This window comes from Brucella ciceri (genome assembly GCF_041930145.1).
Classification (GTDB): Bacteria; Pseudomonadota; Alphaproteobacteria; order Rhizobiales; family Rhizobiaceae; genus Brucella; species Brucella intermedia.
Map to the genome: position 1 here is coordinate 88,920 of NZ_JBHEEV010000011.1, position 25,013 is coordinate 113,932.

The window sequence follows — 25,013 nt, forward strand, 5'->3', positions numbered from 1 at the left end:
TCGCGCCTCACGATATAAAACGCCCGTCAGCGCGTTTCGATAGTCTCAGCACGATATAGCCAGCCAGGCCGGCGATCAGAGAGCCGATCAGAATTCCTATTTTTGCTTCATCCTGAAGGAGCACGTCGTTGAAGGCGAGCAGCGAGATAAACAGGCTCATCGTGAAGCCGATACCGCAAAGAAGTGTCGTTCCCAACATCTGCTGCCAGCTTGCACCGGCAGGCAGATCGACGATGTCGCTCTTTACAAGAATCAGAACCGCGCCAAAAATCCCGATGAGCTTACCAAGTGCCAGCCCCGCTGCCACACCCATGGTCACCGGAGCAAAGACTGCATCGATACCCAGACCTGTAAAGTTCACGCCTGCATTGGCAAAACCGAAAATCGGAACGATAACGAAAGATACGGGTTTGATCAGGCTATGTTCGAGGAGGTGTAGCGGGCTTTCGGAAATATGGGCCTCGGGTGCGGCGGGTGTTCGTTTGATCGGCACCGTCAACGCCAGCAGGACACCTGCAATCGTTGCGTGGACGCCGGAGCGATAGGTGAAGATCCAGAGGAGGAGTCCAAGGATCAGATAGGGCAGGAGACGCTTCACACCCGTAAGATTAAGGACGAGAAGAATCGCAAAGACCAAGGCAGCCAGTCCGAGATCAATTGCCGAGACGCCAGTGGTGTAGAACAGGCCTATGATGACCACTGCACCGAGGTCGTCGATAATGGCGAGAGCGGCGAGAAAGACCTTGAGAGAGGTTGGAACCCGCGGGCCGAGCAGAGATATGACGCCAAGCGCGAACGCGATGTCGGTGGCGGCGGGAATGGCCCATCCGTGAGAAGCGCCGCTGTTCAGGTTGAAGGCGAGATAGATGACTGCCGGCACGGCCATCCCGGCCATTGCGGCTGCACCGGGCAGAATGCGGCGGGGCCATGACGAAAGATGCCCGTCAACCATTTCACGCTTGATCTCGAGGCCGACCATCAGAAAGAAGACCGCCATCATGGCGTCGTTGACCCAGTGCTGGACAGAAAGGGGCCCCAGATGGAAATGCAGTACATGGAAATAGGAATCCGCGACCGGGGAATTCGCCACCATCAGGGCGGCGATGGCCGAGGCGATCAGAAGCAGGCCACCTGCGGATTCGCTGTCGAGAAAATTGCGGATAGTATTCTGGATGCGGCCAGCCATGGGCAACTCCCTGTCAGAAACGGTTAAAAACAGTCTCCGTAGTCAGGGCATTCCCTGGGCGCACGCAGCACACGCCGTACCACCGAAAGTAATCACCTGACATAAAAGTTCAAGGCCTTGTGATATGCGAACGACTTGAACGCCGAAGTCGCGCTTCATCACTTCGTTGGAAGCGGTTGCCTCAGCCGACGCGGCCTCGTAGTCTGCTTCCGTTTGAAGATTGATAGACTCTGTCATCATAGTTCGCCTCAATGTTCGTAACTATGATGGTTTTTCTCCAATCGTTATCCGTCCGTGGTGCTGGAATACCTCCCAAATTTCACCAACCTAGCGGCTGATCCTAAAGGAGAAAGGCAAAGAGCCATGATATCTTGTTTCTAAACAGGTACTTGCAATGAATGTCGGCATCGGTGGTTGCACACCCCCGCAACCACGCTATAGCACGCTACGATATCCAAAGCTACGATCCTGTGCGCCAGATAATTTGCTGCTTGCGGCTATGATCCAGTTTGAAATGATTATGTTCCGGTTTTATGAAACCGGAACAGCTGGCAGGTCCGCCTTCAGCGCACTGACGTCATCTGGTAATTCGGAAGCAGGCAAAACCATGGGAGAAATAGAGCACAAATGCGGCCATTTTCCCAACCATTACACCATCATGATTCATCTTGCCGCAGGCAGGTATCAGCCCGTCAGCAACGGTCGCCGGACCTTGGCTGGACGGATCTTTTTCCAATCCATTCCGGCCAGAAGCGTCATCAGTTGTGAATGGTCGAGACGCACCCGCGCCGCCGATATGCCCGGCCAGCAGAAGCTGCTCTCTTCCAGGGTTTTCGAGTAGAGGCAGACCCCGCTGCCATCCCACCAGACAATGCGGACACAGTCCGCCCGTTTCGACCGGAAGACGTAAAGCGCGCCATTGAACGGGTCGAGGCCGCCATCCCGCACCAACGCCATCAACGATGCGGCTCCCTTGCGGAAGTCGACCGGTTGGCAAGACACGTAAACCACAACGCCGGAAGCAATCATGCCTTGCGCACCGCGCCGATAATGCCCGCCAACTGGTCCGGATCGATATCACCGCGTACCCGCATGACGACATCGCCAATCACGATCTCCACCGTCGCGCCGCCGCTCGCCTCAAAGCGCGTGAACTTCGCCGGCTCGCTTTCCATCATGGTTCGTCCGCCCAATCGCACCGTCAATGGCGCCATCGCCCCCCTGGAAAGCGCCTTCCTGCGCCACGCATAAAGTTGCGACACGTCCAGTTCATAGGCGCGCGCAACCTCCGCCACCGTGCCTGCCGGCGAAAACGCTTCCGCTACGAGCCGCGCTTTCTCGTCATCAGACCAATGCCGCGGCGAACGTCGCGACGGCGTCGCCGTCAAAACTTCGAATGTCCGAACCTGATTCACCTTGTCGCTCATATGACTCTCCGCATGATTCATGCAGAAAATGAGCTTCCAAGCACAAACGCGCTACGTGGGATCGCCTACACGCTTACATTTATTCTGATCTCATCATTCTTGATGAGCTCGGATATCTACCATTCGTGCATCCGGTGGCGCGCTTTTATTCCACCTGCTCAGCAAACTTTACGAGCGCACGAGTGTCATAATCACCACCAATCTCAGCTTCAGTGAATGGGCAAGCGTGTTTGGAGACGCCAAAATGACGACTGCATTGCTCGACAGGCTCACCCATCACTGCCACATACTGGAAACCGGAAATGAAAGCTTCAGGTTCAAAAACAGTTCCGCTCAGGAACCAAAACGAGCAAAGGAATACACGAAACTTGACCGTGAATAAAAACCCGAACATTAATTAAAAGGCGGGTCAATTCTCGGCTCTGACGCAGATTTGCTGAAGTAGAAGCCCTATGATGTACCAATCAGCCGTGCTTGCAGAAGGTCGATTTTTGCGCGCCCGTACATCTGGCGTTTGATCAGTTTCAGGCGGGTAATTTGGCCTTCTGTTTGCCCGTTCGACCAAGGGGAGACGATAGCATTTCGGACTGCATCGAGGTCCTTTTCAACGCCGCCTACAAAGGACCCAATCAAACTGTCCCTGGCGGTTTCAAGCCAGCCTTCAAGTTTCGCCGCTGACTTTGAACGGATCATAGATTGAAAGTCCCCAATGGCCTTGCGGGCAGCAACCAACTCCGGAACGTTCACTTCGATTGCCGCGACAAGGATAGCCTCGGATTTTGCCAGGTCATCGCGTGCGGCGGTCATCAGTCGAGCAATAACCCGCGACGATGGCGTGCGCGCAAATCCGCTCTGGCCTGCCTTCTCAGCCAAACGTCGACGTTGTGCCCATTGCGAGACAACACCGCTCTGTCCTGGGAAGCCTTTTGCTTTCATCTCGCGCCACAGCGCCAAGGCGTTTCGCGCCCCTTCTTCCCAACGGTTGTTAAGCCATGGCAGCCAGTTATCCAGCGAACTCGGCTTCGTTCGGAATACATCGAGGCGTTGACCACGCAGGACATCGCGAACCAGTTTTCGACTATGACCGGTTTGCCGGACAATCTGCCGAATTGATATTCCCTTCTTGGCCAATCCTTGTATCGCCTCATTGGTCTCCTGACGGCGCAGATATCTAAACTGAACCGTACCGGGTTTGCCGGAGGCTCCAACTTCTGAGAGATTGGGGCCACTATGAGCAAAACAACGAACAAGTTTTCACCTGAAGTGCGTGAACGTGCCATCCGTATGGTGCTGGATCACGAAGCAGAGCACCCTTCTCGGTGGGCTGCCGTTTCATCAATCGCTACCAAGATTGGTTGTTCGCCAGCCACCCTGCATGAGTGGGTGAAGAAGACCGAGGTCAACACTGGTAAACGAGCAGGCCTGCCGAGCGATGTCGCCGAGAAGATGAAGGCTCTTGAGCGAGAGAATCGCGAGCTTCGTCAGGCCAATGAGATATTGCGCAAAGCGTCTGCTTATTTTGCCCAGGCGGAGCTCGACCGCCCCTTCAAACGATGATTTCATTCATTGACGAATACCGTAGCGTGTTTGGGGTCGAGCCGATCTGCAGATTATTGCCGATTGCCCCGTCAACCTAATACGAGAACGTCGCCAAGCGCCTGGACATCAACCGGCTGTCGGTCCGCACCCGCAACGATATCAGTCTGAAGATCGAGATACGTCGTGTCTTCGAGCAAAACTTCTGCGTTTATGGCGTTCGCAAGGTCTGGCGGCAATTGAAGCGTGAGGGGTTCGATGTCGCCCGCTGCACTGTGGCTCGACTTATGAGGTCTATGGGTCTTCAAGGCATCATTCGTGGTAAGCCAGTCATGAGGATGGTGTTGCAATATCGCACCCGGTCTTCATAATGGATCGGACACGCGGCGAAAACGGCACGCTGGTCTCGCATGTTGCTGCATCCAACGATCATGTTGAGTTTCTGAAACGTGGCCTGCCATCAATTGCAATCCTGATGGATGCTGGTCATTATGTGTCATCGTCTTGGTATCCGGGTTGTCCGGAAAGGGACAGCGCGCCGACCTGGAGCTTCATGGTTGCTCATATCCATGGCACGCCCAAAATCTTATCGGAAGGAGCGACTGCAAAGCATCTCCACGAACTCGTCAAACATATGGAGAAGGGTCGTGACAACCCCTGGCAGATGAAGGAACTCGGCCCCGGTGGTCTGGAGCGGCGTCTGCGCAATATTGTCGGCTACGAAATGCCTATTGAGAAGATGGAAGTCAAGTTCAAGCTGGGACAGGATGAGCGGGCAGCAGATATGAGTGCAGCGATCAAAAAGTTGCATGAAGAGGGGCGGGAACACCTCGCCGAAATGATGGCCCGTCACTGCAAGCTTTGACCAACGAAATGAAGGGGTCGAGGTCTGACGGAGCGAAGCGCATTGACCATGCCAAACATGGAATCCAGTATCGACTGGCAATCAACACATCGCCTATTGGCAGAGGCAAGCGGCGCTCCATTCACGGCAAAGGACGTTGTCGTTGGACAAAGTATTTCATAACCTACGTCATCATGTAGATCGAGGTTAAATTGAGAAGAGATCTTTCTCCAAATTCGTATTGTCCCATTGAAGGCTGGTGTCCGGTTTCAGTGGCTATAGGGGGTATCATTTACTTTACTGAATAATCCCCTTTGCCGTTTGATAAACAAGTTAAGCTGGCAAGTAGATTTCACGCACGCGCGCATCGCCGGACAACTTGTCAGCCGGGCCGGAGACGTGGATCTCGCCATGTTCGAACGCATAAACATAATCGGCTATTTCGAGGGACAGATCGACATTCTGTGCGACCAGAACAATGGAGACACCCGCCTCGGCGAGCTTGATCATGATCTCGAAAATCTGGTGAATGATAATCGGCGCCAGACCTAGCGAAGGTTCCTCGAGCAGCAGGAGTTCGGAATTGCCCATCAGTGAATGGGCAATGGCCTGACGCGTTACATCAGCGACGGCAGGATGCCGATCGATAACAATATTTTGGAATGTGACATCAGAGTTTTGCGACCAGAAGAAAATCATGGCTGTTCAGCGACACTGCTGACGGAGCCAGGGCCAGCGCAGTGATCTATAGTTTGATGCTGACATGCCGCGCCTGTGGACACTCTGATCTGGCTGCGGCACGTGCTCACGGAGTGCCGCAGCGAGACGACGATGCCGACATCGGCGACCTGCTACCGATCAACTTCTCGAAAACCTCCGCCGCCTAACGGAGCCGGATATCGCTTCCGATGCAAGGCGGCTCTAGCGGTGCCACAGCCGTCAATCCGCATCGAAAATCGCGCTTACGTTCAAAATCCTCAGGTCGTCAACAGGGTATCACGCACTTCATCGGAACAAGGGGGCTATCACTGCCTTCAAATCGATGGATACAGTGGAGCACAAGGGTATGTGACCTAATCTGGCTCGTGGATGATCCAAAACTTCTGCAGATCCGTAGGATTGCTCCACGCGGCGATAGCGCCGGGGCGAATAAGGAAAATGTCCCCTGCCGCAAAAGACACGCTCCCCTCGTCTGGGTTGGATAAGGTAACGTCGCCCTTGCGCAGCATCATCAGTTCAGAGAAGGAATAGTTGATGGGATGGCGGGCGTAAGGCGTAGTCGCCCAAATGCCCCAGGAAAGTGGATCGTCACTCTGGAATTCGTGACGATGAGTCGTCGGAGCGGGCGTGGTAAGCAGCGCTGCATTGGGCGCGCCACCGGGAACCATGGGATGGTCAAGGTCGAGTTTGGTGAACGACACTGGCGCGGTCCCCTGATGAATCGTGAGGATTACGCAATCGGCCGCCTGTGCCTTCCATGCAAAACTGGACGCGGGTAGGCTCGCGGCCTCACCCTTGGCCAGCACGATTTCGAAACCGTTACTGTCCACGAGCGATAAAGAGCCCTCACGAACCATTACAATAGAGGGGAACAGGCTTTTCGTCCCCTTTCCTTCTCCTGAAAGAACAGCGCGTCCGACGCCGAAGGGTTCAGTAGACTGTCCATTCAAAGTGAGGGCTTGGAAAGCTGCTTCCAAATCCGCGGCGCAAGAGGGCGCAATTCCCAGATTGATTACGTTTTTCAACAAGTCCAGTACTTTCTGCAGAGGGTTTATTTCGATGCGAATCCAAGACTGTCCTTGACCCAATACCAGCGGATGCCAACATCCATGACGGGTTTGCGGATCGAGTGCCAGGAAAGGCGCGGTATCTGCGTGGTGGGATAAACCATGGGGCGGCCTTCGGCGATGTATTCGGCATACATCTTGCCAAAAGCGGTCGCCATCGCTACGCCTCGGCCGTTATAGCCAAGCATTGCGTGCAAACCTGGAGCGGGATTGTGAAGATGAGGCAGGCCATCCATCGTTAGCGCCACATGACCGGACCAGTGATAGTCGATGCCAATGCCATCCAGTTGCGGAAACAGCCTAACCATTCCGGCCTTCAGCGCTTCCATGAGTGCCTTCTTTTCGTTCATTCCCACGGCGCCGCGTCCGCCAATGAGAAAACGCCCGTCTACTGATTGACGCATATAAAAAGCAATCTTGCGCGTTTCGGAAAGTACCACACCCCCCGGCATGATTTCCCCGCGTTGCTTTTCTGAAAGGGGCTCTGTCGCGATCAGCATGCTTTGCACAGGAAGAATGCTTTGGGCGAGATTCGGCACGAGTTTGTCGGTGTAGGCGTTGGTTGCGACGAGGGCCTCTCTCGCGCGAATTGCTCCACGCGCCGTCCGTGCCACCCAATCGCCGTTTTCGTGCGTGAGAGACGTGACGGACGAATCTTCAAAAATCTGAACGCCGCGTGCCGAAGCGGCCCGCGCCAGCCCTCGGGCATAATCCAGCGGTTGCAAGGCGCCGGCGCGTGGATCACGCCATCCACCGAAATAGCGCTCCGTGCCGGAAAGTCTGGCAATCTGTTCGCGGTCCAATATCTCGACTTCGACGCCTTGCGCCTGCCATTGTCGGGCACGCTTGTGAACGGCAGCGGTTGCAAGCTGAGAATGGGCGGCCTGAATCCATCCGGCGCGAACGGGCGAGCATAGGATAGCGTGTTCGCGCACAAGGCTAAAGACAAGATCGGCTGCGCCCCCTACAAGGTCGATCATGCGCTTGCCATGTTCGAGCCCATAGGTCGCAATAAGATCTTCCGGATCGTGCTTCAAGCCGGGGATCACCTGTCCGCCATTACGTCCAGATGCACCGAAGCCGACATGACGCGCTTCAAGGACCACGACCGTCTTGCCACGCTCGGCAAGGAACAATGCGCTTGAAAGACCCGTAAAGCCGCCGCCGATAATAACGACGTCCGCATCGTGTACGCCGTTCAGTTTGGGATGGTTCGGCTTTGCTTCGCCAGCCGCGTTCCACCAGAGCGAGCGCGAGAAGCTCTCAGGACTGCTTGCCATTTTCATCTTTCTCCAGCTTTTTTTGGCCTGCCAGGTGATTTCACTCGGGTTTGTTCACCCAGAGAACGAAAGCTTCCGCTTCACTATTATTGAAGAATCTGTGGCGGGTCGTTGAAGGCAAGGCAAATCCGTCACCTGCTGAAAGCAGATATTGAGCATCTTCAATCTGCAACGTGAAACTGCCCGAAATGACATACCCTAGCTCCTCGCCGGAATGGGTATAGCACTCCTCACCGGAACTCCCTCCCGGAACGATCCGCACCGCGAAGGACTTCATGGTTTCAATGAGTTCTGGCGAAGCGCGGTGCTTGATGACACCGCCACCGTTCAACACTTCGGGCTGTTCGCTTGCCCGCAATACGTAGGGATTGGCGCGAGCTGCAGCTGCGAACCCCTGCGGGTCAATGAGCTGCGCCGGACTCATGGAGAGCACATCGGCAATAGTATAAAGGGTGCGAACCGTTGGCGACACCAGACCGCGTTCGATCTGGGACAGCGCCCCTGTCGATAGGCCTGACACTTCCGACAGATAGCCAAGAGTGAGGCCCAGTGCCTGCCTGCGCGTACGGATACGTGCTCCGATATCCCCCGCATCGTTCGGTGTGGGTTCGCTGATAGGGGCGATCCGCGATATCTCTGCCTTGTTCACTTTTGGCATCTTTTAATGGCTCTCGCTACGAACTCGAATGAATCGGGGTTGATTAGTTTTTAGTATTCTGCTTCATAATCGTCATACATTCAATAAACTAAAAACAAAATCCATCCAGAACATGGAGGGGACATGTCAGAAATGGCTCACAAGGATACGCCCTACTGGTGGGAGGCCGCCCCGCCGCGAAGCGTCGGACAACGTGCCATCGAGCCGGACTGCGATGTGGCCATCGTTGGCGCCGGTTATGCGGGCCTTTGCGCTGCACTTTATCTGGCGAGAGCCGGGCGCAAGGTTCAGGTTTTCGAGCGGGAACAACTTGGCTTTGGTGCTTCCAGTCGTAACGGCGGGTTTACCAGTGGCAATATTCGTCCCGATGACAAGACGCTGATCCGCAAATTCGGTATGGAACGGGCGGCAAAGATTGCTTCTGAAGGCCATGAAGCGCGTCGCTTCATGATCGATTTTCTGGCCAATGAAGGCGTTGACGCGGATTTCAAGCTTGTGGGTCGATTCAGCGGTGCGATGACGCGCGCAGAATATGATGCCATGGCGCGAAGCGCTGAAGCTATCCAGCGAGCAACCGGTGTCGAATCCTACGCGGTTCCTCTTAGCGAGGTCCACCGGCATATCGCGACTGACCTCTATGCGGGCGGCAGTGTTCGTATGGATATTGGTGGCCTGCATCCCGCAAAGTTTCATGCAGAACTGGTACGGCTGGTCGTTGCTGAGGGAGTATTGATCCACAGCGAATGTCGCGTGGAAGGCATCAACCAAGGAGCTGATAGGAAAACGGTAGTAACCGCACGCGGTCGTGCCCGGGCGCGCGATGCCCTTGTTTGCACGAACGGATATACCGATCATTCGGACCGCTGGCTGCGTCAGCGACTGGTGCCATTGCGTTCCCGAATAATCGCAACCGAGGATCTGGGCGAGGAACGTGTAAGCGCGTTGGTGCCAGGATTGAAAATGCTCACCGACACCCGGGCGATGACCTACTATTTCCGCCCGTCGCCGGATGGGCGACGCATCTTGTTTGGTGGTCGGGATGTTACGAGCCGCGGCGATCCGGATAGCGCTACGCAACGTAACTATACGGAAATGTGCAAGGTTTTTCCGCAACTGGAAGGTGTCGGTATTTCGCATAGCTGGTTCGGCTATGTAGCCATGAACAGGGACATGGTTCCGCGAATTTTTCAGCGCGGGGCAGTGCATTATGCAACAGGATTCTGTGGCTCCGGTGTTGTCTGGGCACCATGGCTCGGCTTCAAGGTCGCGCAGAAAATACTGGGGGTGCCGAACAGCGAAAGCAGTTTCGATTTTCGCGCGCCGCAGTTTGTGCCGACCTGGCGCGGAAAAGCCTGGTTCATGCCGCTGGTTTTTGCCGACCTTGAACGAAAGGATCGCAAGTTGGAAGCAACAGCATCCAATGAACGGGCGTTGAGAAACAGTGCCAGCTTCCAGGGTGAACGCAATTGAGAAGCTGCACCGTGAACGCTGGTCACAACAAATTTCACTTTATCAAACGTGGTTTCACGACCGGCGTTTCGAATAGAAAACTTATCGCTGCATTTAGGAAGGAGAATGCCATGCGTCTCAAGAAAATTTTTGGTTTGGCAGCTACGGCGATCATCATGTGGGGCGCAATGCCTGCCTTGGCTCAGGAAGCGGTCAAAGTAGGTTCGTCTCCCACCGGTTTGCCGTTTACCTTTGTGAACACGGAAACCAAGGCCATGGATGGCGTGTTGATCGATGTGGTCAAGGCCATCGAACCCGATATCGGTATCAAGGCGGAATTCGAGGCCGTACAGTTTTCGGCGCTCGTGCCGTCGCTCACCGCGAACAAGATCGATATGATTGCTTCGGCAATGTTCATCACTGAAGAGCGCGCAAAAATCGTGGACTTTTCCGATCCGGTCTATGGCTATGGTGAAGGCGTTTTCGTGCCGGTTTCCGATGATACGGCCTACAAGACCTATGCGGATCTCAAGGGTAAGACCGTCGGCGTACAGGTGGGAACCACCTTCGTTGATCTGTTCAGGAAGAGCGGCCTGTTCAGTGATGTCAAGGTCTACAAAGGCATTCCCGATATCATTGCTGACGTGAATGCCGGGCGCATCGATGCCGGCTTCGGGGATGGACCAATGGCTGCCTACTACCTCTCGCAGGGCCGCTACCCCAAGGTGAAGATGGTCGAGAGCTATGAAGCGTCGGCCGGGGGCGAGTTCGGTCTGGCCCTCCGCAAAGGCGACGAACGTATGCCCAAAATCAATGCAGCCATCGCCCGCATCAAGTCGGACGGCACGCTTCAGAAAATTCTTGCCAAATACGGACTGAAATAATTCCGGTGTGAGCATGGGGATTGATCCCCATGCTCACAATTCAGGTGTGCTCCACGCGCGTCCAAGCAGAAGCTCTTTGTGCTTCTCGGCCTGCGCCCGAAACGGGGCTTACCGGCCGCAGCGCCTCATCCGCGTTTGATCGCGCCAAATAAATAGAGTTAAAGTCAATGCAAAACTTCCTTATGGACATCCGCGAGTTCTTCCCGATCTTGCTGGAAGGCGTGAAATATACACTCCTCGTGACGCTGGGCTCACTTGTCCTTTCGACCCTTCTGGGGCTTGTCTGGGCGCTGATGCGGGTGTCGGGAATCGGCTGGCTGTCGGCTGTTGCCGGAGCTATCGTCAATGTGATCCGTGGCATTCCTATCCTGGTGCAGCTCTTCTATATCTACTTCGTTCTACCGGAATTCGGCATTGCGCTTTCCGCTCTTCAGGCCGGTATCATAGGCCTCGGAATTGCCTATTCGGCCTACCAGGCAGAGAATTTCCGTGCCGGCATCGAGGCCATCGATCACGGGCAGACAGAAGCCGCGCAATCCATCGGTATGGGCTGGTTCATGACGATGCGCCGCGTGATCCTGCCGCAAGCCGTTCGAGTGATCCTGCCGCCCTATGGCAACATAATGGTCATGCTCTTGAAGGACAGTTCGCAGGCGTCTGCCATCACGGTTGCCGAACTGACCCTGCAAGGCCAGCTGCTCGCTGCTTCGACCTTCAAGAATATGAGCGTCTATACGCTGGTTGCCATGTTCTATCTCTGCCTGAGCTTGCCGCTGATGATGGCTGTCGGGCGTCTTGAAAAGCTCTTTGGTAAAAGAAACGGACATTGATCATGGCGATGATTGAAATAAAGAACGTCACAAAATCCTATGGTCCGCTTCAGGTCCTCAAAGGCATCAGCGCTGACGTGCAGAAGGGTGAAGTCGTTTGTCTGATTGGCCCTTCTGGGTCGGGAAAGTCGACGATGCTGCGCTGCCTGAACGGGCTCGAAACCTATCAGGGTGGCGACATTTTGATCGAAGGTCAGCGGGTTGACGCGCAGGATCGATCGATCCGCGATCTCCGCACGCGGATGGCGATGGTTTTCCAGCGGTTCAACCTGTTTCCACATCGCACGGCCCTCGAAAATGTCGTTGAAGGACCGGTTTACGTCAAAGGCGAAAACCCAAGTGAAGCTCGTAAATACGGCCAACACCTGCTTCAGCGCGTAGGTCTAGGAGACCGGGCCGACCATTACCCGGGCCAGCTTTCCGGCGGTCAGATGCAGCGTGTTGCGATTGCCCGTGCCTTAGCAATGCGCCCGCAGGCGATCCTGTTCGATGAGCCGACGTCAGCGCTCGATCCTGAACTGGTGGGCGATGTGCTCGATGTCATGCGCAGCCTTGCTGACGAGGGGCTCACCATGTTGGTCGTAACGCACGAAATGGGCTTCGCCCGCGACGTGGCTGATCGGGTACTTTTCCTTGATGGCGGCGTCATCGTGGAACAGGGCAAGGCAAAGGAAGTGCTCGGCGCGCCACAGCATCCGCGTACGCAGGACTTCCTGCGCCGCGTTCTTAATCATTGATTTATATGGATGCGCGACGCGGGTTGCGTGTCGCGCAAGGGGAGGCGTTATGGCTTTCTATTGTTCCCTCGATCCGGCCCGCGCCGGAGTAATCCGCGGGGTATTTGCGCGCGAATTGCCGGAAGTGGAGTTCCTCTCAGGGGAGTTGGATGCCGATGCTTCGGCAAGGGTGCGTCATTTGCTATGCTGGCAGGTTCCTGACAGGCTGCAGGATCGGTTCCCTGCGCTTGAGATTATTTTCTCAAGCGGGGCGGGTGTAGAGCAATTTCTCCAGGCGGAGATCCCTGCTCATATCCGCATCGTCCGCATGACCGAGCCGGGTCTTGCCCGTATGATGCAGGAATACGTGACACTCGCCGTGCTGGCTCTATTCCGACAATTGCCCGCTTATCTGGAACACAGTCGTAGGGAGATCTGGCAGACGTTGCCCCAGCCAAGCGCCCGCTGCCGTCGGGTAGGTGTAATGGGGCTTGGATATCTGGGGCAGGCTGCGTTGTCGGCCCTCAAGCCTTTCGGCTTCCCTCTGTCCGGCTGGAGCCGAAGCGAGAAGAATGTCGAGGGCGTACGTTGTTTCTCCGGGGCAGAAGGGTTTAGGACATTCGTTGCGCAAACAGACATTCTGGTCTGTCTGCTACCGCTCACGGCAGAGACGGAAGGCTTGATCAATGCCCAATTTTTGGCCTGCTTGCCCACAGGGGCAAGCGTAGTTCTGGTCGGTCGCGGGCCGCAGACGGATTACGACGCGCTTCTTGCAGCGCTCGATAGCGGCCAGCTTTCCTCCGCCTTCATTGATGTAACAGCACCGGAACCGCTCCCCTCCGGACATCCACTCTGGTCTCATCCAAAGGTGATCGTTACCCCGCATATCGCTTGCATGACTGACAGCCAAGGCGCGGCAGACGTACTGGTTGAAAACCTCAAGCGGCTGCATAGAGACGAAGCGCTTATTGGAGAGATCGACCGCAGGCGAGGATATTGAAGCATAGGATGCAGTGGTGTGACTGATTATTGGGCCTCATCCGTTGCCATAGGCTTAACGCATTTCCGGGAGAGGGTTGGAACTCATGCAACTGTGGGGCGGAAACTAATACTCGTGGACGAGGGATCCCGCTGTCGCCGATGATCCTCCCGAGGCCTGCGCTGCGCTTGCGATGGCGAGTCTAACCGCCCGCAGTGAGTCTTCCTGCAGCCGCGTGAGATGGTACGGCCTCGATCTCCGCTATGCGACCGGTGCCGCCATTCCCGAAAGCCGATGGGTCGCTTGACGAAAGGCACCGTTGCTTTTACTCCAGTTCAGGATGCTGGTTCACCAGGTCGCGGCGCCGCGCCTCCAGCTCCGCGAGCTGGGCACGGACCGCTTTGATCTCGGCGTCGATATCCTCGACGCGTTGCTCGATATGGTCATAAGCGTCCTGCAGCAGTTCCTTCGCCTCCGCATGGCTGGAAGCGTTGGGCGTATCGCCACGCAGCGGGCGGTTAGCTGTTTCCTTCATGATGAGTGCCGTTACAAACCCCACCACAGCCACGGCCATCAGATAGTAGGCCGGCATCATCAGGTTGTCGGTGCTTTCGACCAGCCAGGCGGCAAGCGTGGGAGTAAGGCCCGCCACGATGATCGATACGTTGAAAGCACTTGCAAGAGCGCTGTAGCGGATGCGTGTCGGAAACATGGCCGGCAGGGTGGATGCCATCACACCGGTAAGGAAATTAAGCAGCACCGCCAGAAGCAGCAGACCCAGGAAAATGAAACCGATATTGCCGCTGATGATGAGCCTGAAGGCGGGCAATGCCATAACGAACAGCCCGATGCTGCCCGCCATGATGAACGGCCTACGTCCCAAGCGGTCGCTCGCAAAACCCACGACCGGCTGCACGAACAACATACCGATCATCACCACAATGATGATGAGCACGCCGTGGTCCTCGGAATAATTCAGGTTGTGGGACAGATAGCTCGGCATATATGTAAGCAGCATGTAATAGGTGACATTGGTTACCAGCACGATGCCAATGCACACGACGAACGCGTGCCAAAATTTGCGCAGAATGACCCGGATGGAGATACGCGGTGGATTCTGGACTGCATCTCTGTCCTCCTGCTCCATCTTTTCCAGCTGTTCTTGGAACGCCGGCGTTTCCTCCGCCGCGCGGCGCAGATAAAGCCCCACTAAGCCAAGCGGGGCCGCAAGGAAAAATGGAAGGCGCCAGCCCCATTCCAGAAGACGTTCTTCGCCGAGAATAGTCGAAATCAGCACCACCACCCCCGCGCCAAGCACAAAGCCCGCTATGGAGCCGAAATCAAGCCAGCTTCCCAAAAACCCCCGTCGACGGTCGGGCGCATATTCAGCGACATAAATGGCGGCACCGGTATATTCGCCGCCGACTGAAAAACCCTGCGCCAGCTTGCACAATAAAAGCAGAATCGGCGCCCAGATCCCGATCTGCGCGTAAGACGGAATGAGTCCAATGCAAAGCGTGCTGACGGCCATGATAACGATGGTAAGCGACAGCACTTTCTGACGACCAAATCGGTCGCCCATCACGCCGAAAAACACTCCACCCAACGGACGCACCAGGAAGGGCACCGAGAACGTGCCGAGCGCAGCAATCATCTGAAGGCCGGGCGAAGCGTCGGGAAAAAAGACCTGTCCGAGCGCATAGGCCACGAAGCCATAGACACCGAAATCGAACCATTCCATGGCGTTCCCGAGCGCGGCCGCCGTGATGGCTTTTTTCAGCTTGGCATTATCGATGATTGTCACGTCGCCGATCGCGAGCGAGCCGCTCGCGGCTGGCTCGGAAGGTACAGTGTCGGGACTGGCCATGGATACTCCTGCTCACCAACCGGTCGTCCAACGCCAGAGCGACGAGACGAAGCGAACGGCCTTTATCTGGAGTAAATGGGAGGCGAGGCTATCTCGTCAACAGTCTGCGTCAACAGGTGCCCGGCAAGCCGCACCGACCGAAGAACGCAGACTGAGCGCGCGCAATCCAAGCTATTGGTTGCGGCGGTTGTATTTCCTGAGGTTCCCCCGCTGATGGCCATGTGTGATCGCGAAGGACAGGTTGTCGTCGCGGTTCCCGCCGCCACCACGGCATTGACCACGCGAGCGCCGTCGCATGGATCAACGGGTCCCTCTCGTCGTTGGAAACGACTTTGGCTGTCGCATTCTTCTCGCGGCTGAAGCCCCTTCGTTGGCGGTGGAAAAGGCAATGAAGATATCGCCGCTGCCATTGCCACCAAAGCCACCCACGCGGCCGATACCGATCGGCACGGGCCGCGCAAGACGCTTCAATTGATAAAGCAGGAGCCGGGTATCGGTCCGCCGCTTGCCGAAATTGCTCTGCACAAGAACGCCCACCTTATAGCCGCCGGCTTCCTCCGGCAGTCTACGCCCGTGCGCCCCAAGAGTCCCCGAAAGCTGACATATACTGCGGAATGGCGGAGCGTCAGTCGAGCGCGCCCTAAAAGTTCGAATCCCGCCCGGCCTGCCAGTTTCGCCGATCACTGCCGATGGCCGCAACACTCAGCAAGTAACATCCACCCAGTCGATCGCCGCCGTTTCTACGGTAAGGTCTGACATCTCCCCCCCTGTCTACGGCAATGAATGATCTTATGGCTGACTCGCTATCTGTTGGTTTTCAAAAGCCCAGTTCGACCGCAGCATAAGCGGCAGCACTGGTTTATTTCGGTGAGCAGGATCGCGCGGCCAGCAATTAATGACATTGTCATTCAGCCAAATGATGTTCGCTTCGAAACTTTGCGTGCTGGTGGTCCAGGCGGTCAGCACCAGAACACAAGCGACAGTGCCGTACGTGTTGTTCATATTCCAACGGGCATCCAACTGATCGCGCGCAATGAGCGATCTCAGCATAGAAACAAGGCAACGGCGCTGGAACGTCTGGAAATGGTCCTGAAACATCTGCAGGAAGACGAAATTGAAAATGCAGAGGCTGTCCGTCATCACGAAAACCGAAATATCGAGCGCGGAAACGAAGTGAAGACATTTCGTTTCTGATCGACATAAATGAAGGGCCCGGATATCCGGGCCATTCATTTATTCGGGCTTCTTTAGCGCTTTTTCTTGTTACGCCAGGGTGCGTTCTTCTGCAGCCGCTGGCCATGATCGAGCCATAGAGAATGACCTTATCGACATTCTCGGCCAGTCCGTATTCACCTCTCTGCGCCTTGACCTGTGCGGCGTTCTTACAAGCGTCGGGAGTTCCAAGACATCAGCGTTACCGAAGAAACGAACGTCAATCCCGCTCGTTTCCTTTACCAGAATATCTGCGATGTTGTTGGACCTGCCGCGGTCCTTGACAGGCAACTTGGCTCGATTCGTTCTTTTTATGATTAGAGTTCTCCTCACGCCACCTAACGCACCGCGAGCCCAGGACTCACCCTCGCCTCGATCGTTGGGCCAATTTCTACTCGGCGTAACTCCGACTAATCAACGCGATAAATGCGTACACTTCGGCCTCGCTTTGCCGACAATGGTTTCGGACACGGCAAGGTACAATCTCGGATGTTACAATTGTTTGCTAGCGTATGCTTAGTTGGATAAACGAAGCCCATTTATCTGAATTCCCACGATCTCCTTAGCTAAGGTGATTTTGTCGTTTTCGGTTTCTGCGCTTCTCGGTTGATACCAAATGGACAACCAGTTGATCGCGCCGAGCACCGCCTTGGCAGCTATTGATATATCAACTTGCCGAATGCTGCCGTCCTCTATTCCATCGCGAATAGCCTGCTTGAATAAACCTTCGAAACGGCGCCGGATGGAAATAAGTTCGTTCAGTGTGCGGCGCTGATCTGGCGTGGTTGCTGCTAGCTTGTGCATATGGACGCCTTGCACCACGACGGCTTCGAAAGCGACGTTGGTCATCATGGCGAGCGCATGCGCCATGAGCATCTCCTCAAGTCGGTGCAGGCCCGAGCTGTTCATCGTCATGACCGGTTCGACAGCCTTGAACAGCCGATCCATACCTTCGCGATGCACGTCGAAAAACAAATCCGTCTTCGACGAGTAGTAGTGATAAATGCGCCCTTTGGTCGAACCCATCCTGCGCGCCACATCATCAATGCTTGTTGTGGCGAAGCCTTGCTCCATGAAGCACTGAGCGGCGGTTTCCAGGATTACGACATTCCCGGTACTGTCCGTTCGGTTATTACGGCGGCTTTCAGCCATCTGCTTCTCCGATTTATGCATAGGTAAGCGGCAGCTTAGCAAATTTCGATGTCAGAATGCCACTAGACAGAGCTACGTTCAAGTGCATACTACTCAGTATGTTGTTAAGTAATGGGCTACTGTCCATTTCTCGACGCTTGGAGGATGTAATTTGGAAACTAGCCCTAATTCTGTTGCGTGTGCACGCCCAGCAGACGCACAAAGCCAGCCCCTTTATTCGGACTGGATCAAGATCGATCAGCAGCTTGTGGATCGGTTTGCAGATGTGATTGACGATCATCAATTCATTCATACCGACCCGGCACGCGCAGCGGCGGAAAGTATTTTCGGCGGAACTATCGCCCACGGTTTTCTCCTGCTTGGTCTGTTGACCAAGCTCAGTCGCCAGGTATTGCCGGAGGTTGCAAGTGGCACGATTGAAGTCAACTATGGTTTCGACAAGGTTCGCTTCCTTTCACCAGTAAAGGTGGGAGCTTCCATTCGAGGTGTGTTCAGCTCCAAATCGGTTCAACCAAAGGGTAATGGTCAGCTCCAGTCCCTTGCAGCGACTATTGAAATCAAAGACGAAACCAAGCCAGCACTCGCCGCTGACTGGCTCATACTGACAGTAGGTTGAGGACCACATGGCTATTTCTTTCGAGAATCGTGTTGCAATCGTAACGGGTGCAGGCGGTGGACTTGGGCGTGCTTATGCCCTTGAGCTTGCAGGGCGCGGCGCAAAAGTCGTCGTGAACGATTTTGGCGGCAGCCGTGATGGCACCGGCGGCACCTCTGAAGCGGCGGAAAAGGTCGTTGCGGAGATACGCGCCAGGGGCGGCGTCGCCATTGCTGATGCGGGCAATGTCACGAAGTTGGAAGATATGCAGGCGCTGGCAAAGCGCACAGTCGAAGAATTCGGTCGCATCGATATTCTCATCAACAATGCCGGGATCTTGCGTGACAAGAGCTTCGCGAAAATGGAAATGGCTGATTTTCGCGCGGTGGTGGATGTGCATCTTATTGGCTCGGCCAACGCCAGCCGTGCCGTCTGGGACATTATGAAAGGCCAAAACTTTGGCCGCATCCTGATGACGACGTCCACGTCGGGCGTCTATGGCAATTTCGGCCAGTCCAATTATGGTGCGGCGAAGGCGGGGCTCGTCGGTCTGATGAATGTGTTGCATTTTGAGGGTGATAGATATGACATTCATGTCAATGCGATTGCCCCGACAGCGGCAACCCGTATGACAGGCGATGTGCTGGACGAGGAAATGCTGGTGCGTCTCGCACCCGAAAATGTGGTTCCTGCGGCTCTCTTCCTTGTCAGCGATCAGGCGCCAAGCCGCACCATGCTTCTGGCAGGCGCGGGCACTGTAGCCCGTATGGCGATTGTGGAAAGTGAAGGCGTTTATCTGCCGAAAAGTGAGCGGACGCCAGAAGCCGTTGCTGCTGCTTTCAAAAAGATCGGCGACATATCCAACTTTATCGAGACCGATGCCGGTTTGGCGCATGTTGATCGCATTATCGCGACCTCCCGCGCACATGAGGTCATCGAATGACGGCCTCAAAACCCCGCCCCAAGGCTGAACCACGGTCAGCCTATCGGGAGTTTTATCAGATGCAGACGCGTTGGAGCGACATGGACATTTATGGCCATGTCAACAACGTCGTCTATATGCAGTATTGCGATGCCGCACTGAACCGATCGCTTATTGCGGCGGGTGCACTGGATCTGCTTGGCTCCACGCCCATTGGTATCGTTGCGCGCAATTCGACGAATTATTTCGCCGAGATTTCCTACCCGGACAATGTCGCTGTTGGGGTTCGTGTCGAGCATATCGGCAATACCAGTCTGCTGTGGGGATTTGGCATTTTCAAGGATGGCGAAGAGCTGGCCGCAGCTAAAAGCGAATATGTGCATGTCTATGTCAACCGAGACACGCGACGCCCGGTTGCGCTGACCCCGGAGCTGAGACAATTGGCCGAAAGGCTTTACGTGCCCGCGTCAGCGGAGGAGATCTGATGAGAGAAGCTGTAATCGTATCAACTGCACGCACGCCGATTGGCAAAGCCTATCGCGGAGCCTTCAACGATACGACCGCGCCAACCCTAGCAGGCCACGCGATTGCCGCTGCAGTGGAGCGCGCCGGTATTGATAGCGCGGAAGTGGAGGATGTCGTCCTTGGTGCGGCACTTCAGCAAGGCTCGACCCACATGAATATCGCCCGTACATCCTTGTTGCGGGCTGGCCTTCCGGTTTCCGTTCCGGGCCAGTCTATGGATCGCCAATGCGCGTCCGGCCTGATGGCTATTGCCACAGCGGCCAAGCAGATTACCGCCGATGGTATGACGATTGCCATTGGCGGTGGCGTGGAGCAGATATCGCTGGTGCAAAACGAGCATATGAACGTCTATCGCTGGCGCGATCCGTGGCTGACGGAGCATCTGCCCGCCACCTATATGAGCATGATCGAAACAGCGGAGATCGTTTCGGCGCGTTATGGCATATCGCGTGAGGCGCAGGACGAATATGCGTTGCAATCGCAGCAGCGCACTGCCGCCGCGCAGGTCGCAGGTCGCCTTAACGCCGAGATCGTCCCGATCCGCTCCACCATGCTGGTCAAGGACAAGACCACCGGAGAAGTCTCCGCGAAAAACGTTGAGCTGGCTATGGACGAAGGCAATCGTTCCGAAACGACTCTGGAAGGCTTGCGCGGATTGAAGCCTGTCTTTTCCGATGGTCAGACGATAGCACAGGGTCACTTTATCACTGCTGGCAACGCCTCGCAATTATCGGACGGCGCCTCGGCATCGGTGCTGATGGAAGCGAAGGAGGCTGAAAAACGGGGGCTTTCGCCGCTCGGTATCTATCGCGGAATGGCTGTAGCCGGATGTGAACCGGACGAGATGGGTATCGGCCCTGTTTATGCCGTGCCGAAACTGCTCAAACAGCATGGCCTGACGGTCGATGATATCGATCTGTGGGAATTGAACGAAGCCTTTGCGGCGCAGGTGCTTTATTGCCGCGACAAGCTTGGCATCGATAATGAAAAGCTGAACGTGAGTGGCGGCGCTATTTCGATTGGCCATCCCTATGGAATGTCGGGCGCGCGAATGACCGGGCACGCCCTCATCGAAGGCAAACGGCGCAATGGACGCTATGTGGTGGTAACCATGTGCGTCGGCGGTGGCATGGGTGCTGCGGGCCTGTTTGAAATTTGTTGATGGAAACGAAAAAGGCCGGTGAAAACCGGCCTTTTTTTATAAGATTGCCTGCGTTGCGATCAATATGCGGCTTTATAAATCGACAGGGCATCCGCCTCTGGCCGGCTCAGTGATCCGAGCTTGCGCTCCCTTGTCGGTGACGATAACGACGCTCTTGCCCAGCAAACGCTCTGTAATATCAACCATTTTCGCCAGCCCGCCGGTTTGTTGCACGATAGATGGCGTGGTGTTGATGACGAAGTTTGTTTCAGGTCTGTCGATTTTGAGAGATCAGCTTGCGCGCTTGGCGTTGAAATCGCGATCGATTGTATCTCCGGTAATGCCTTGGCTGCGTAGGATATGTTTCTGGATTTTACCGCTTGACGTCTTCGGCAAAGAATCCAGAATTCGTACATAGCGAGGCACCATAAAGCGGGGCAGGCGGCCTGTTAGAAACTCCAGCAGTTCTCCAGCATTGATTTGGTGGCCTTCGACAGGGGTTACGGCGATAAGAACTTCATCCTCGCTCAATTCGCTTGGCACCGCGATAGCCGCGCACTCTTTGACGCTGTCGTGGAAAAGCACTTCGGCTTCCAAAGCGAAGGAAGAGATATTTTCGCCCCGCCGTCGGATGATGTCTTTCAGACGATCAACGAAGAAATAGACGCCATTTTCGTCCTTGCGAAAGCTATCGCCTGTGTGAAACCAGCCGTTGCGCATGGCTTCGACGGTAGCTTTCGGATTGTTGTAGTAACCTTTCATCAAGGCCCAGGGGCGGTCGGAACGAATGACCAACTCACCGGCTGTGCCATCGGGCAGCTCGATATCGTTCTCGTCAACGATGCGCAGCTGATACCAGGGGCGCGGTGTTCCCGCGATTCCCTTTTGCGAAATCCCGGGTCCGGCAACGAGTGGGCTAGCGATTTCGGTCATGTTGTAGATAGTCCAGGCCTCGACGCCAAATCTTGCCGCAAATAAGGGGCCATCCTCGCCAAATGGGGTAATGAAGGCGCGTCGCAGCGGGTGGTTGCGATCATCCGGTGAAACCGGCTGTTTCAGAAGGAAACTCGCCATGACGCCTAGCAACAGGCAATAGGTCGAGTTCGTTTCCCGCACCGCCTGCCAGAAATGCTGCGTTTTGAACTCGCGCATCATGCCAATCGACAGCCCGCGCGCCAGCATCGCATAGACATAGAGCGTGGAGCCGCAATGGAAGATCGGACCACAAATCATACAACGGTCCGTTTCATCCACGCACTCGAAGGCGTCGGGACCCATCGTGTAAAGTTGCACATAAGAGGTCACGACGCCCTTGGCATTGCCGGTCGTGCCCGACGTATACATGATGGCAAGCGTGTCCCACGGCTCAATCGGCGTGTCGAGGGCAAGTTCGCTCTCGCTAACGGTTTCCACGTCAGTCAAAGGCAGGATTTCCACCCCAGCAATGGCGCAGCTTGCAGAGCCTTCGACCACCAGGACTTTGCGCAGCTTGCCGGGGGCAACGTCCAGCAATCGCTCCACCAGATCGGCATGGGCAACCATCAGCGCGGCATCCGCATCGCCCAGGATATGTTCCAGGGAGCGCCCGAGTGCTGCAGTGTTTATGGGGACATAGACCGCCCCGATATAGTTGATTGCGAACCAGGTAGTGAGCAAATCCGGGCCGTTACCCATAAAACAAAGCACATGATGGCCACGTTTCACGCCGTGTGATTGAAGCGTCGCCGCCCGCTGACGGACGCGGTCTCTGGTCGTTTTGTAATCCCATTCGGTCGAAGGCCAAAAATGCACGAATGGTGCTGCGGGGCGCTCCGCTGCATGTCGATCGAGAAGATATCGCAACACGGAATGGCTGCGGTCGAGCGCGCGCTGGTCTGGCGTCATGTTCTGAATTCCTCCTACTCGGCCGCAACTAAACCGCCAAAACAGGCCTGTTGCAAACCTATTCGGAATATGCAACATACTCGGTAGTATGTCAAAGTGAAAACCTGAGGAATGTGGAAATGGCCATAGTCGATATAAGGCGTGAAGGACCGATTGCGGTGGCGCGCTATGACCGTGGCGGTAAGGCCAATGCTCTCAATGAAGAATCGATAACTGCGCTCATACAGGCGGCGGACGAATTATCAGCGGATGACAGTGTCCAGGTTGTTATCCTAACAGGAACCGAAAGTCGTTTCTCCGGTGGAGTGGACCTGACGGACGAGAATCTGTGGCGCGTCAACGCGGGCGCTGTCACACGCCATACGTCCATGTCGCTTGGCGGCGTCATGTGTGATCGGTGGCGGTTGCTGCCACAGATCACTATAGCAGCGGTTGAAGGCCCGGCGATTGGTGGCGGCGGCATTCTGGCTTTGGCAACCGATTTCCGCGTGATGGCTGAGGGGGCCTTCTTTCAGTTTCCTGAAGTTCGTCTGGGCATGACGCTAGGCTGGGGCGGACTGCCGTTACTTTCATCGCTGATCGGTCCGACACGCGCCAAGCGTGCGCTTTTCGCCAATGAACGAATTGGCGGGCAGGACGCGCTTCATATGGGGCTTTGCGACAAGTTTTCACCGGCCGGTGGCGCGGTCGAAACCGCCAAGCGCTTCGCGCAGACCATCGCTGAATGCCCGCCCATGGGCTTGCGGATGACGAAAAGAGCCATTGATCAGGAACACCGCGCCAACTGGGCCGCATCTTACGAAGCCGACCAGTTTTATCTGGCGAGACTGATTGCGGAAAGTAGCAGCCAATCGGGCTGACACATTTATAATTTGGGAGGAGGAAAACATGAAAATGAAATCAATGATGCTTTCGGGTGCTTTTGCCACCATGGTGCTCGCAAGCCCGACCTTGGCAGAACCGGTTAGACTGGGCGTGTTGACGGATATGTCCGGCATGAATTTCGATCTTGCAGGCGACGGGTCGGTCGTCGCGGCTAAGATGGCTGTGGAGGATTTCGGGGGTAAGTTGAATGGCGAGCCTATCGAAGTCATCGTTGGAGATCATCAGAATAAGCCTGACATCGGGTCCACTCTGGCACGTAGCTGGATCGATGAGAAGAACGTCAAGGCAATTATCGACGTCCCCACGTCCTCGGTCGCAATGGCCGTGCAGGAAATCACCCGCAACAAGGATGTGGCGTTTCTGGCGTCCACCGCAGGCTCTTCGGATTTGACGGGGAAAGCTTGTTCACCCACGACCGCGCAATGGACCTGGGACACCTATGCGCTTGCCAACGGAACGGGACGCGCCATGACACAGGAGGGGGGCAAGAAATGGTACTTCATTACTGTTGACTACACCTTCGGTCATGCGCTTGAGCGCGATACTGCGGAAGCCGTCAAGGCTAGCGGCGGTGAAGTCGTGGGCTCTGTGCGTCATCCGCGCGAAACCACCGATTTCTCTTCGTTCCTGTTGCAGGCGCAAGCATCGGGCGCTGACGTTATTGCTCTTGCTAACTCGTCGGGCGATACAATGACCGCCCTTAAGCAGGCGAATGAATATGGGATAGCGCAAGGTGGCCAGAAAATTGCAGGAATGCTGCTGTTTCTCTCCGACGTGCACAGCGTCGGTCTCGAAACTGCAAAGGGCCTGACACTGACTACCGGCTTTTACTGGGATTATGATGACCAGACCCGTGCTTGGTCGAAGCGCTTCGGGGAACGAATGAACGGCAAGATGCCGACCATGGTTCATGCTGGCGTTTATTCGTCTGTCATGAATTACCTCAAAGCTTCCGAAGCTGCAAAATCCACCAGCGGCAAGGCTGTGCTCGACAAGATGCGCACCATGGACATTAACGATTTCTTCGCCCGAAACGCCAAACTGCGCGAAGATGGTCGCATGGTCCACGATATGTATCTCGTTCAGGTTAAGTCGCCGGAAGAATCCAACGGCCCGTGGGACTATTACAAGGTTCTGCGCACCATCCCGGGTGATGAAGCGTTCCGTCCGCTCGATAAAAGCGGCTGCCCGCTTGTGAAGCAGTAAAAGAGGCTGGTTGAATGAACGCAGCAACTGGCAATATGACGGCCCTGC

The 25,013-nt window shown here is 55.6% G+C and carries 25 protein-coding genes, 3 pseudogenes and 1 other annotated feature; of the genes and pseudogenes, 16 read left to right on the plus strand and 12 right to left on the minus strand.

The annotated features are described in order from the left end of the window. Nucleotides 1-7 precede the first annotated feature (7 nt). From nhaA to JNC63_RS18720, 3 genes are all read right to left on the minus strand, one after another. Nucleotides 8-1,186 (minus strand): Na+/H+ antiporter NhaA, encoded by a 1,179-nt coding sequence (gene nhaA / locus JNC63_RS18710; protein WP_039853465.1) that lies wholly within the window; start codon nt 1,184-1,186, stop codon nt 8-10. Nucleotides 1,187-1,870: 684 nt separating this feature from the next. Next, a complete protein-coding gene (tnpB, locus tag JNC63_RS18715; protein ID WP_374846624.1) occupies nt 1,871-2,215 on the minus strand; it encodes an IS66 family insertion sequence element accessory protein TnpB in 345 nt (114 codons plus the stop codon). Then, entirely contained in the window at nt 2,212-2,613 is a 402-nt protein-coding gene (locus tag JNC63_RS18720) for a transposase (protein WP_006473258.1), read from the minus strand. The genes tnpB and JNC63_RS18720 overlap by 4 nt, the downstream gene beginning before the upstream one ends. Before the next feature lie 77 nt (nt 2,614-2,690). Between JNC63_RS18720 and JNC63_RS18725 the strand changes: the two are divergent. Further along, nucleotides 2,691-2,995: pseudogene (locus tag JNC63_RS18725) on the plus strand (ATP-binding protein); the annotation flags it as partial. A 68-nt stretch (nt 2,996-3,063) separates the two neighbouring features. On the opposite strand, the gene JNC63_RS18730 reads toward JNC63_RS18725, so the two are convergent. Next, a complete protein-coding gene (locus tag JNC63_RS18730; protein WP_006470005.1) occupies nt 3,064-3,744 on the minus strand; it encodes an ISL3 family transposase in 681 nt (226 codons plus the stop codon). Between the two features lie 99 nt (nt 3,745-3,843). On the opposite strand from JNC63_RS18730, the pseudogene JNC63_RS18735 reads away from it, so the two are divergent. Next, nucleotides 3,844-4,493, plus strand: a pseudogene (locus JNC63_RS18735) (IS3 family transposase); the annotation flags it as partial. Continuing rightward, nucleotides 4,125-4,241 (plus strand) — a sequence feature (AL1L pseudoknot). It overlaps the preceding pseudogene by 117 nt. 26 nt (nt 4,494-4,519) lie before the next feature. Beyond that, entirely contained in the window at nt 4,520-5,014 is a 495-nt protein-coding gene (locus tag JNC63_RS18740) for an FMN-binding negative transcriptional regulator (RefSeq protein WP_006470008.1), read from the plus strand. A 312-nt stretch (nt 5,015-5,326) separates the two neighbouring features. Here JNC63_RS18740 and JNC63_RS18745 read toward each other — a convergent pair whose 3' ends face one another. After that, nucleotides 5,327-5,647, minus strand: a complete 321-nt coding sequence (locus JNC63_RS18745; protein WP_235691721.1) for an ATP-binding cassette domain-containing protein — start codon at nt 5,645-5,647, stop codon at nt 5,327-5,329. On the opposite strand from JNC63_RS18745, the pseudogene JNC63_RS18750 reads away from it, so the two are divergent. Further along, nucleotides 5,603-5,880 (plus strand): annotated as a pseudogene (locus JNC63_RS18750) (IS66 family transposase); the annotation flags it as partial. The gene JNC63_RS18745 and the pseudogene JNC63_RS18750 sit on opposite strands and share 45 nt — an antisense overlap. Nucleotides 5,881-6,066: 186 nt before the next feature. Here the strand turns inward: JNC63_RS18750 and JNC63_RS18755 are convergent. The 3 genes from JNC63_RS18755 to JNC63_RS18765 are packed head-to-tail and all read right to left on the minus strand — an operon-like array spanning nt 6,067 to nt 8,718. Then, nucleotides 6,067-6,741, minus strand: a complete 675-nt coding sequence (locus tag JNC63_RS18755; RefSeq protein WP_006473189.1) for a cupin domain-containing protein — start codon at nt 6,739-6,741, stop codon at nt 6,067-6,069. A 23-nt stretch (nt 6,742-6,764) separates the two neighbouring features. After that, nucleotides 6,765-8,060 carry an NAD(P)/FAD-dependent oxidoreductase gene (locus JNC63_RS18760; protein WP_006473188.1) on the minus strand — a complete coding sequence of 432 codons (1,296 nt, stop codon included), beginning with the start codon at nt 8,058-8,060 and terminating at the stop codon, nt 6,765-6,767. A 40-nt stretch (nt 8,061-8,100) separates the two neighbouring features. Next, complete coding sequence (locus JNC63_RS18765; protein WP_006470013.1) at nt 8,101-8,718, minus strand: cupin domain-containing protein; 618 nt, start codon at nt 8,716-8,718, stop codon at nt 8,101-8,103. A gap of 132 nt (nt 8,719-8,850) precedes the next feature. Here JNC63_RS18765 and JNC63_RS18770 point away from each other — a divergent pair, with 132 nt between their 5' ends. From JNC63_RS18770 to JNC63_RS18790, 5 genes are all read left to right on the plus strand, one after another. Next, nucleotides 8,851-10,188: an NAD(P)/FAD-dependent oxidoreductase gene (locus tag JNC63_RS18770; protein WP_006473187.1), complete on the plus strand. Its 1,338-nt coding sequence runs from the start codon at nt 8,851-8,853 to the stop codon at nt 10,186-10,188. 110 nt (nt 10,189-10,298) lie between these two features. Beyond that, the gene (locus JNC63_RS18775) at nt 10,299-11,051 is read left to right on the plus strand and encodes an ABC transporter substrate-binding protein (RefSeq protein WP_006473186.1); all 753 of its coding nucleotides are present in this window, start codon (nt 10,299-10,301) and stop codon (nt 11,049-11,051) included. Nucleotides 11,052-11,218: 167 nt separating this feature from the next. Next, nucleotides 11,219-11,881, plus strand: coding sequence for an amino acid ABC transporter permease (locus tag JNC63_RS18780; protein ID WP_006470016.1), 663 nt, complete (start codon nt 11,219-11,221; stop codon nt 11,879-11,881). An 8-nt stretch (nt 11,882-11,889) separates the two neighbouring features. Further along, complete coding sequence (locus JNC63_RS18785) at nt 11,890-12,618, plus strand: amino acid ABC transporter ATP-binding protein (RefSeq protein ID WP_006473184.1); 729 nt, start codon at nt 11,890-11,892, stop codon at nt 12,616-12,618. Between the two features lie 49 nt (nt 12,619-12,667). Beyond that, the gene (locus tag JNC63_RS18790; RefSeq protein WP_006470018.1) at nt 12,668-13,597 is read left to right on the plus strand and encodes a 2-hydroxyacid dehydrogenase; all 930 of its coding nucleotides are present in this window, start codon (nt 12,668-12,670) and stop codon (nt 13,595-13,597) included. A gap of 304 nt (nt 13,598-13,901) precedes the next feature. Here JNC63_RS18790 and proP read toward each other — a convergent pair whose 3' ends face one another. Together proP and JNC63_RS18800 are read right to left on the minus strand one after the other, a co-directional pair. Continuing rightward, nucleotides 13,902-15,443 carry a glycine betaine/L-proline transporter ProP gene (proP, locus tag JNC63_RS18795; protein ID WP_006470019.1) on the minus strand — a complete coding sequence of 514 codons (1,542 nt, stop codon included), beginning with the start codon at nt 15,441-15,443 and terminating at the stop codon, nt 13,902-13,904. 300 nt (nt 15,444-15,743) lie between these two features. After that, nucleotides 15,744-15,968: a P1 family peptidase gene (locus tag JNC63_RS18800; protein WP_374846628.1), complete on the minus strand. Its 225-nt coding sequence runs from the start codon at nt 15,966-15,968 to the stop codon at nt 15,744-15,746. Between the two features lie 258 nt (nt 15,969-16,226). Between JNC63_RS18800 and JNC63_RS18805 the strand changes: the two genes are divergently transcribed. Then, nucleotides 16,227-16,637, plus strand: a complete 411-nt coding sequence (locus JNC63_RS18805; protein ID WP_006470021.1) for a peptide chain release factor-like protein — start codon at nt 16,227-16,229, stop codon at nt 16,635-16,637. A 534-nt stretch (nt 16,638-17,171) separates the two neighbouring features. On the opposite strand, the gene JNC63_RS18810 is transcribed toward JNC63_RS18805, so the two are convergent. Continuing rightward, nucleotides 17,172-17,807 (minus strand): TetR/AcrR family transcriptional regulator, encoded by a 636-nt coding sequence (locus JNC63_RS18810; protein WP_006473182.1) that lies wholly within the window; start codon nt 17,805-17,807, stop codon nt 17,172-17,174. 151 nt (nt 17,808-17,958) lie between these two features. Between JNC63_RS18810 and JNC63_RS18815 the strand changes: the two genes are divergently transcribed. From JNC63_RS18815 to JNC63_RS18830, 4 genes are read left to right on the plus strand one after another with little or no spacing between them, the layout of a single operon-like run. Next, the gene (locus tag JNC63_RS18815; RefSeq protein WP_006470023.1) at nt 17,959-18,423 is read left to right on the plus strand and encodes a MaoC family dehydratase; all 465 of its coding nucleotides are present in this window, start codon (nt 17,959-17,961) and stop codon (nt 18,421-18,423) included. Nucleotides 18,424-18,430: 7 nt separating this feature from the next. After that, nucleotides 18,431-19,345 (plus strand): SDR family NAD(P)-dependent oxidoreductase, encoded by a 915-nt coding sequence (locus tag JNC63_RS18820; RefSeq protein WP_006470024.1) that lies wholly within the window; start codon nt 18,431-18,433, stop codon nt 19,343-19,345. A gap of 59 nt (nt 19,346-19,404) precedes the next feature. After that, nucleotides 19,405-19,809: an acyl-CoA thioesterase gene (locus tag JNC63_RS18825; RefSeq protein ID WP_006473181.1), complete on the plus strand. Its 405-nt coding sequence runs from the start codon at nt 19,405-19,407 to the stop codon at nt 19,807-19,809. Continuing rightward, nucleotides 19,809-21,011 (plus strand): acetyl-CoA C-acyltransferase, encoded by a 1,203-nt coding sequence (locus tag JNC63_RS18830; protein WP_006470026.1) that lies wholly within the window; start codon nt 19,809-19,811, stop codon nt 21,009-21,011. The genes JNC63_RS18825 and JNC63_RS18830 overlap by 1 nt, the downstream gene beginning before the upstream one ends. 270 nt (nt 21,012-21,281) lie before the next feature. Here JNC63_RS18830 and JNC63_RS18835 read toward each other — a convergent pair whose 3' ends face one another. Continuing rightward, entirely contained in the window at nt 21,282-22,952 is a 1,671-nt protein-coding gene (locus JNC63_RS18835) for an AMP-binding protein (protein WP_006470027.1), read from the minus strand. Nucleotides 22,953-22,993: 41 nt separating this feature from the next. Between JNC63_RS18835 and JNC63_RS18840 the strand changes: the two genes are divergently transcribed. Continuing rightward, on the plus strand, nt 22,994-23,734 hold the full coding sequence (locus tag JNC63_RS18840; RefSeq protein ID WP_006473179.1) for an enoyl-CoA hydratase/isomerase family protein: 741 nt from the start codon (nt 22,994-22,996) through the stop codon (nt 23,732-23,734). Between the two features lie 28 nt (nt 23,735-23,762). Next, nucleotides 23,763-24,965 carry an ABC transporter substrate-binding protein gene (locus JNC63_RS18845; protein ID WP_006473178.1) on the plus strand — a complete coding sequence of 401 codons (1,203 nt, stop codon included), beginning with the start codon at nt 23,763-23,765 and terminating at the stop codon, nt 24,963-24,965. Nucleotides 24,966-25,013 lie beyond the last annotated feature (48 nt).

Coding starts and splice junctions, on each gene's coding strand:
- nhaA (WP_039853465.1), bottom strand. CDS start 1,186: ATGGCTGGCCGCATCCAGAATACTATCCGCAATTTTCTCGACAGCGAA.
- tnpB (WP_374846624.1), bottom strand. CDS start 2,215: ATGATTGCTTCCGGCGTTGTGGTTTACGTGTCTTGCCAACCGGTCGAC.
- JNC63_RS18720 (WP_006473258.1), bottom strand. CDS start 2,613: ATGAGCGACAAGGTGAATCAGGTTCGGACATTCGAAGTTTTGACGGCG.
- JNC63_RS18740 (WP_006470008.1), top strand. CDS start 4,520: ATGGATCGGACACGCGGCGAAAACGGCACGCTGGTCTCGCATGTTGCT.
- JNC63_RS18760 (WP_006473188.1), bottom strand. CDS start 8,060: ATGGCAAGCAGTCCTGAGAGCTTCTCGCGCTCGCTCTGGTGGAACGCG.
- JNC63_RS18765 (WP_006470013.1), bottom strand. CDS start 8,718: ATGCCAAAAGTGAACAAGGCAGAGATATCGCGGATCGCCCCTATCAGC.
- JNC63_RS18770 (WP_006473187.1), top strand. CDS start 8,851: ATGGCTCACAAGGATACGCCCTACTGGTGGGAGGCCGCCCCGCCGCGA.
- JNC63_RS18775 (WP_006473186.1), top strand. CDS start 10,299: ATGCGTCTCAAGAAAATTTTTGGTTTGGCAGCTACGGCGATCATCATG.
- JNC63_RS18780 (WP_006470016.1), top strand. CDS start 11,219: ATGCAAAACTTCCTTATGGACATCCGCGAGTTCTTCCCGATCTTGCTG.
- JNC63_RS18785 (WP_006473184.1), top strand. CDS start 11,890: ATGATTGAAATAAAGAACGTCACAAAATCCTATGGTCCGCTTCAGGTC.
- JNC63_RS18790 (WP_006470018.1), top strand. CDS start 12,668: ATGGCTTTCTATTGTTCCCTCGATCCGGCCCGCGCCGGAGTAATCCGC.
- proP (WP_006470019.1), bottom strand. CDS start 15,443: ATGGCCAGTCCCGACACTGTACCTTCCGAGCCAGCCGCGAGCGGCTCG.
- JNC63_RS18805 (WP_006470021.1), top strand. CDS start 16,227: ATGATCTTATGGCTGACTCGCTATCTGTTGGTTTTCAAAAGCCCAGTT.
- JNC63_RS18810 (WP_006473182.1), bottom strand. CDS start 17,807: ATGGCTGAAAGCCGCCGTAATAACCGAACGGACAGTACCGGGAATGTC.
- JNC63_RS18820 (WP_006470024.1), top strand. CDS start 18,431: ATGGCTATTTCTTTCGAGAATCGTGTTGCAATCGTAACGGGTGCAGGC.
- JNC63_RS18825 (WP_006473181.1), top strand. CDS start 19,405: ATGCAGACGCGTTGGAGCGACATGGACATTTATGGCCATGTCAACAAC.
- JNC63_RS18830 (WP_006470026.1), top strand. CDS start 19,809: ATGAGAGAAGCTGTAATCGTATCAACTGCACGCACGCCGATTGGCAAA.
- JNC63_RS18835 (WP_006470027.1), bottom strand. CDS start 22,952: ATGTTGCATATTCCGAATAGGTTTGCAACAGGCCTGTTTTGGCGGTTT.
- JNC63_RS18840 (WP_006473179.1), top strand. CDS start 22,994: ATGGCCATAGTCGATATAAGGCGTGAAGGACCGATTGCGGTGGCGCGC.
- JNC63_RS18845 (WP_006473178.1), top strand. CDS start 23,763: ATGAAAATGAAATCAATGATGCTTTCGGGTGCTTTTGCCACCATGGTG.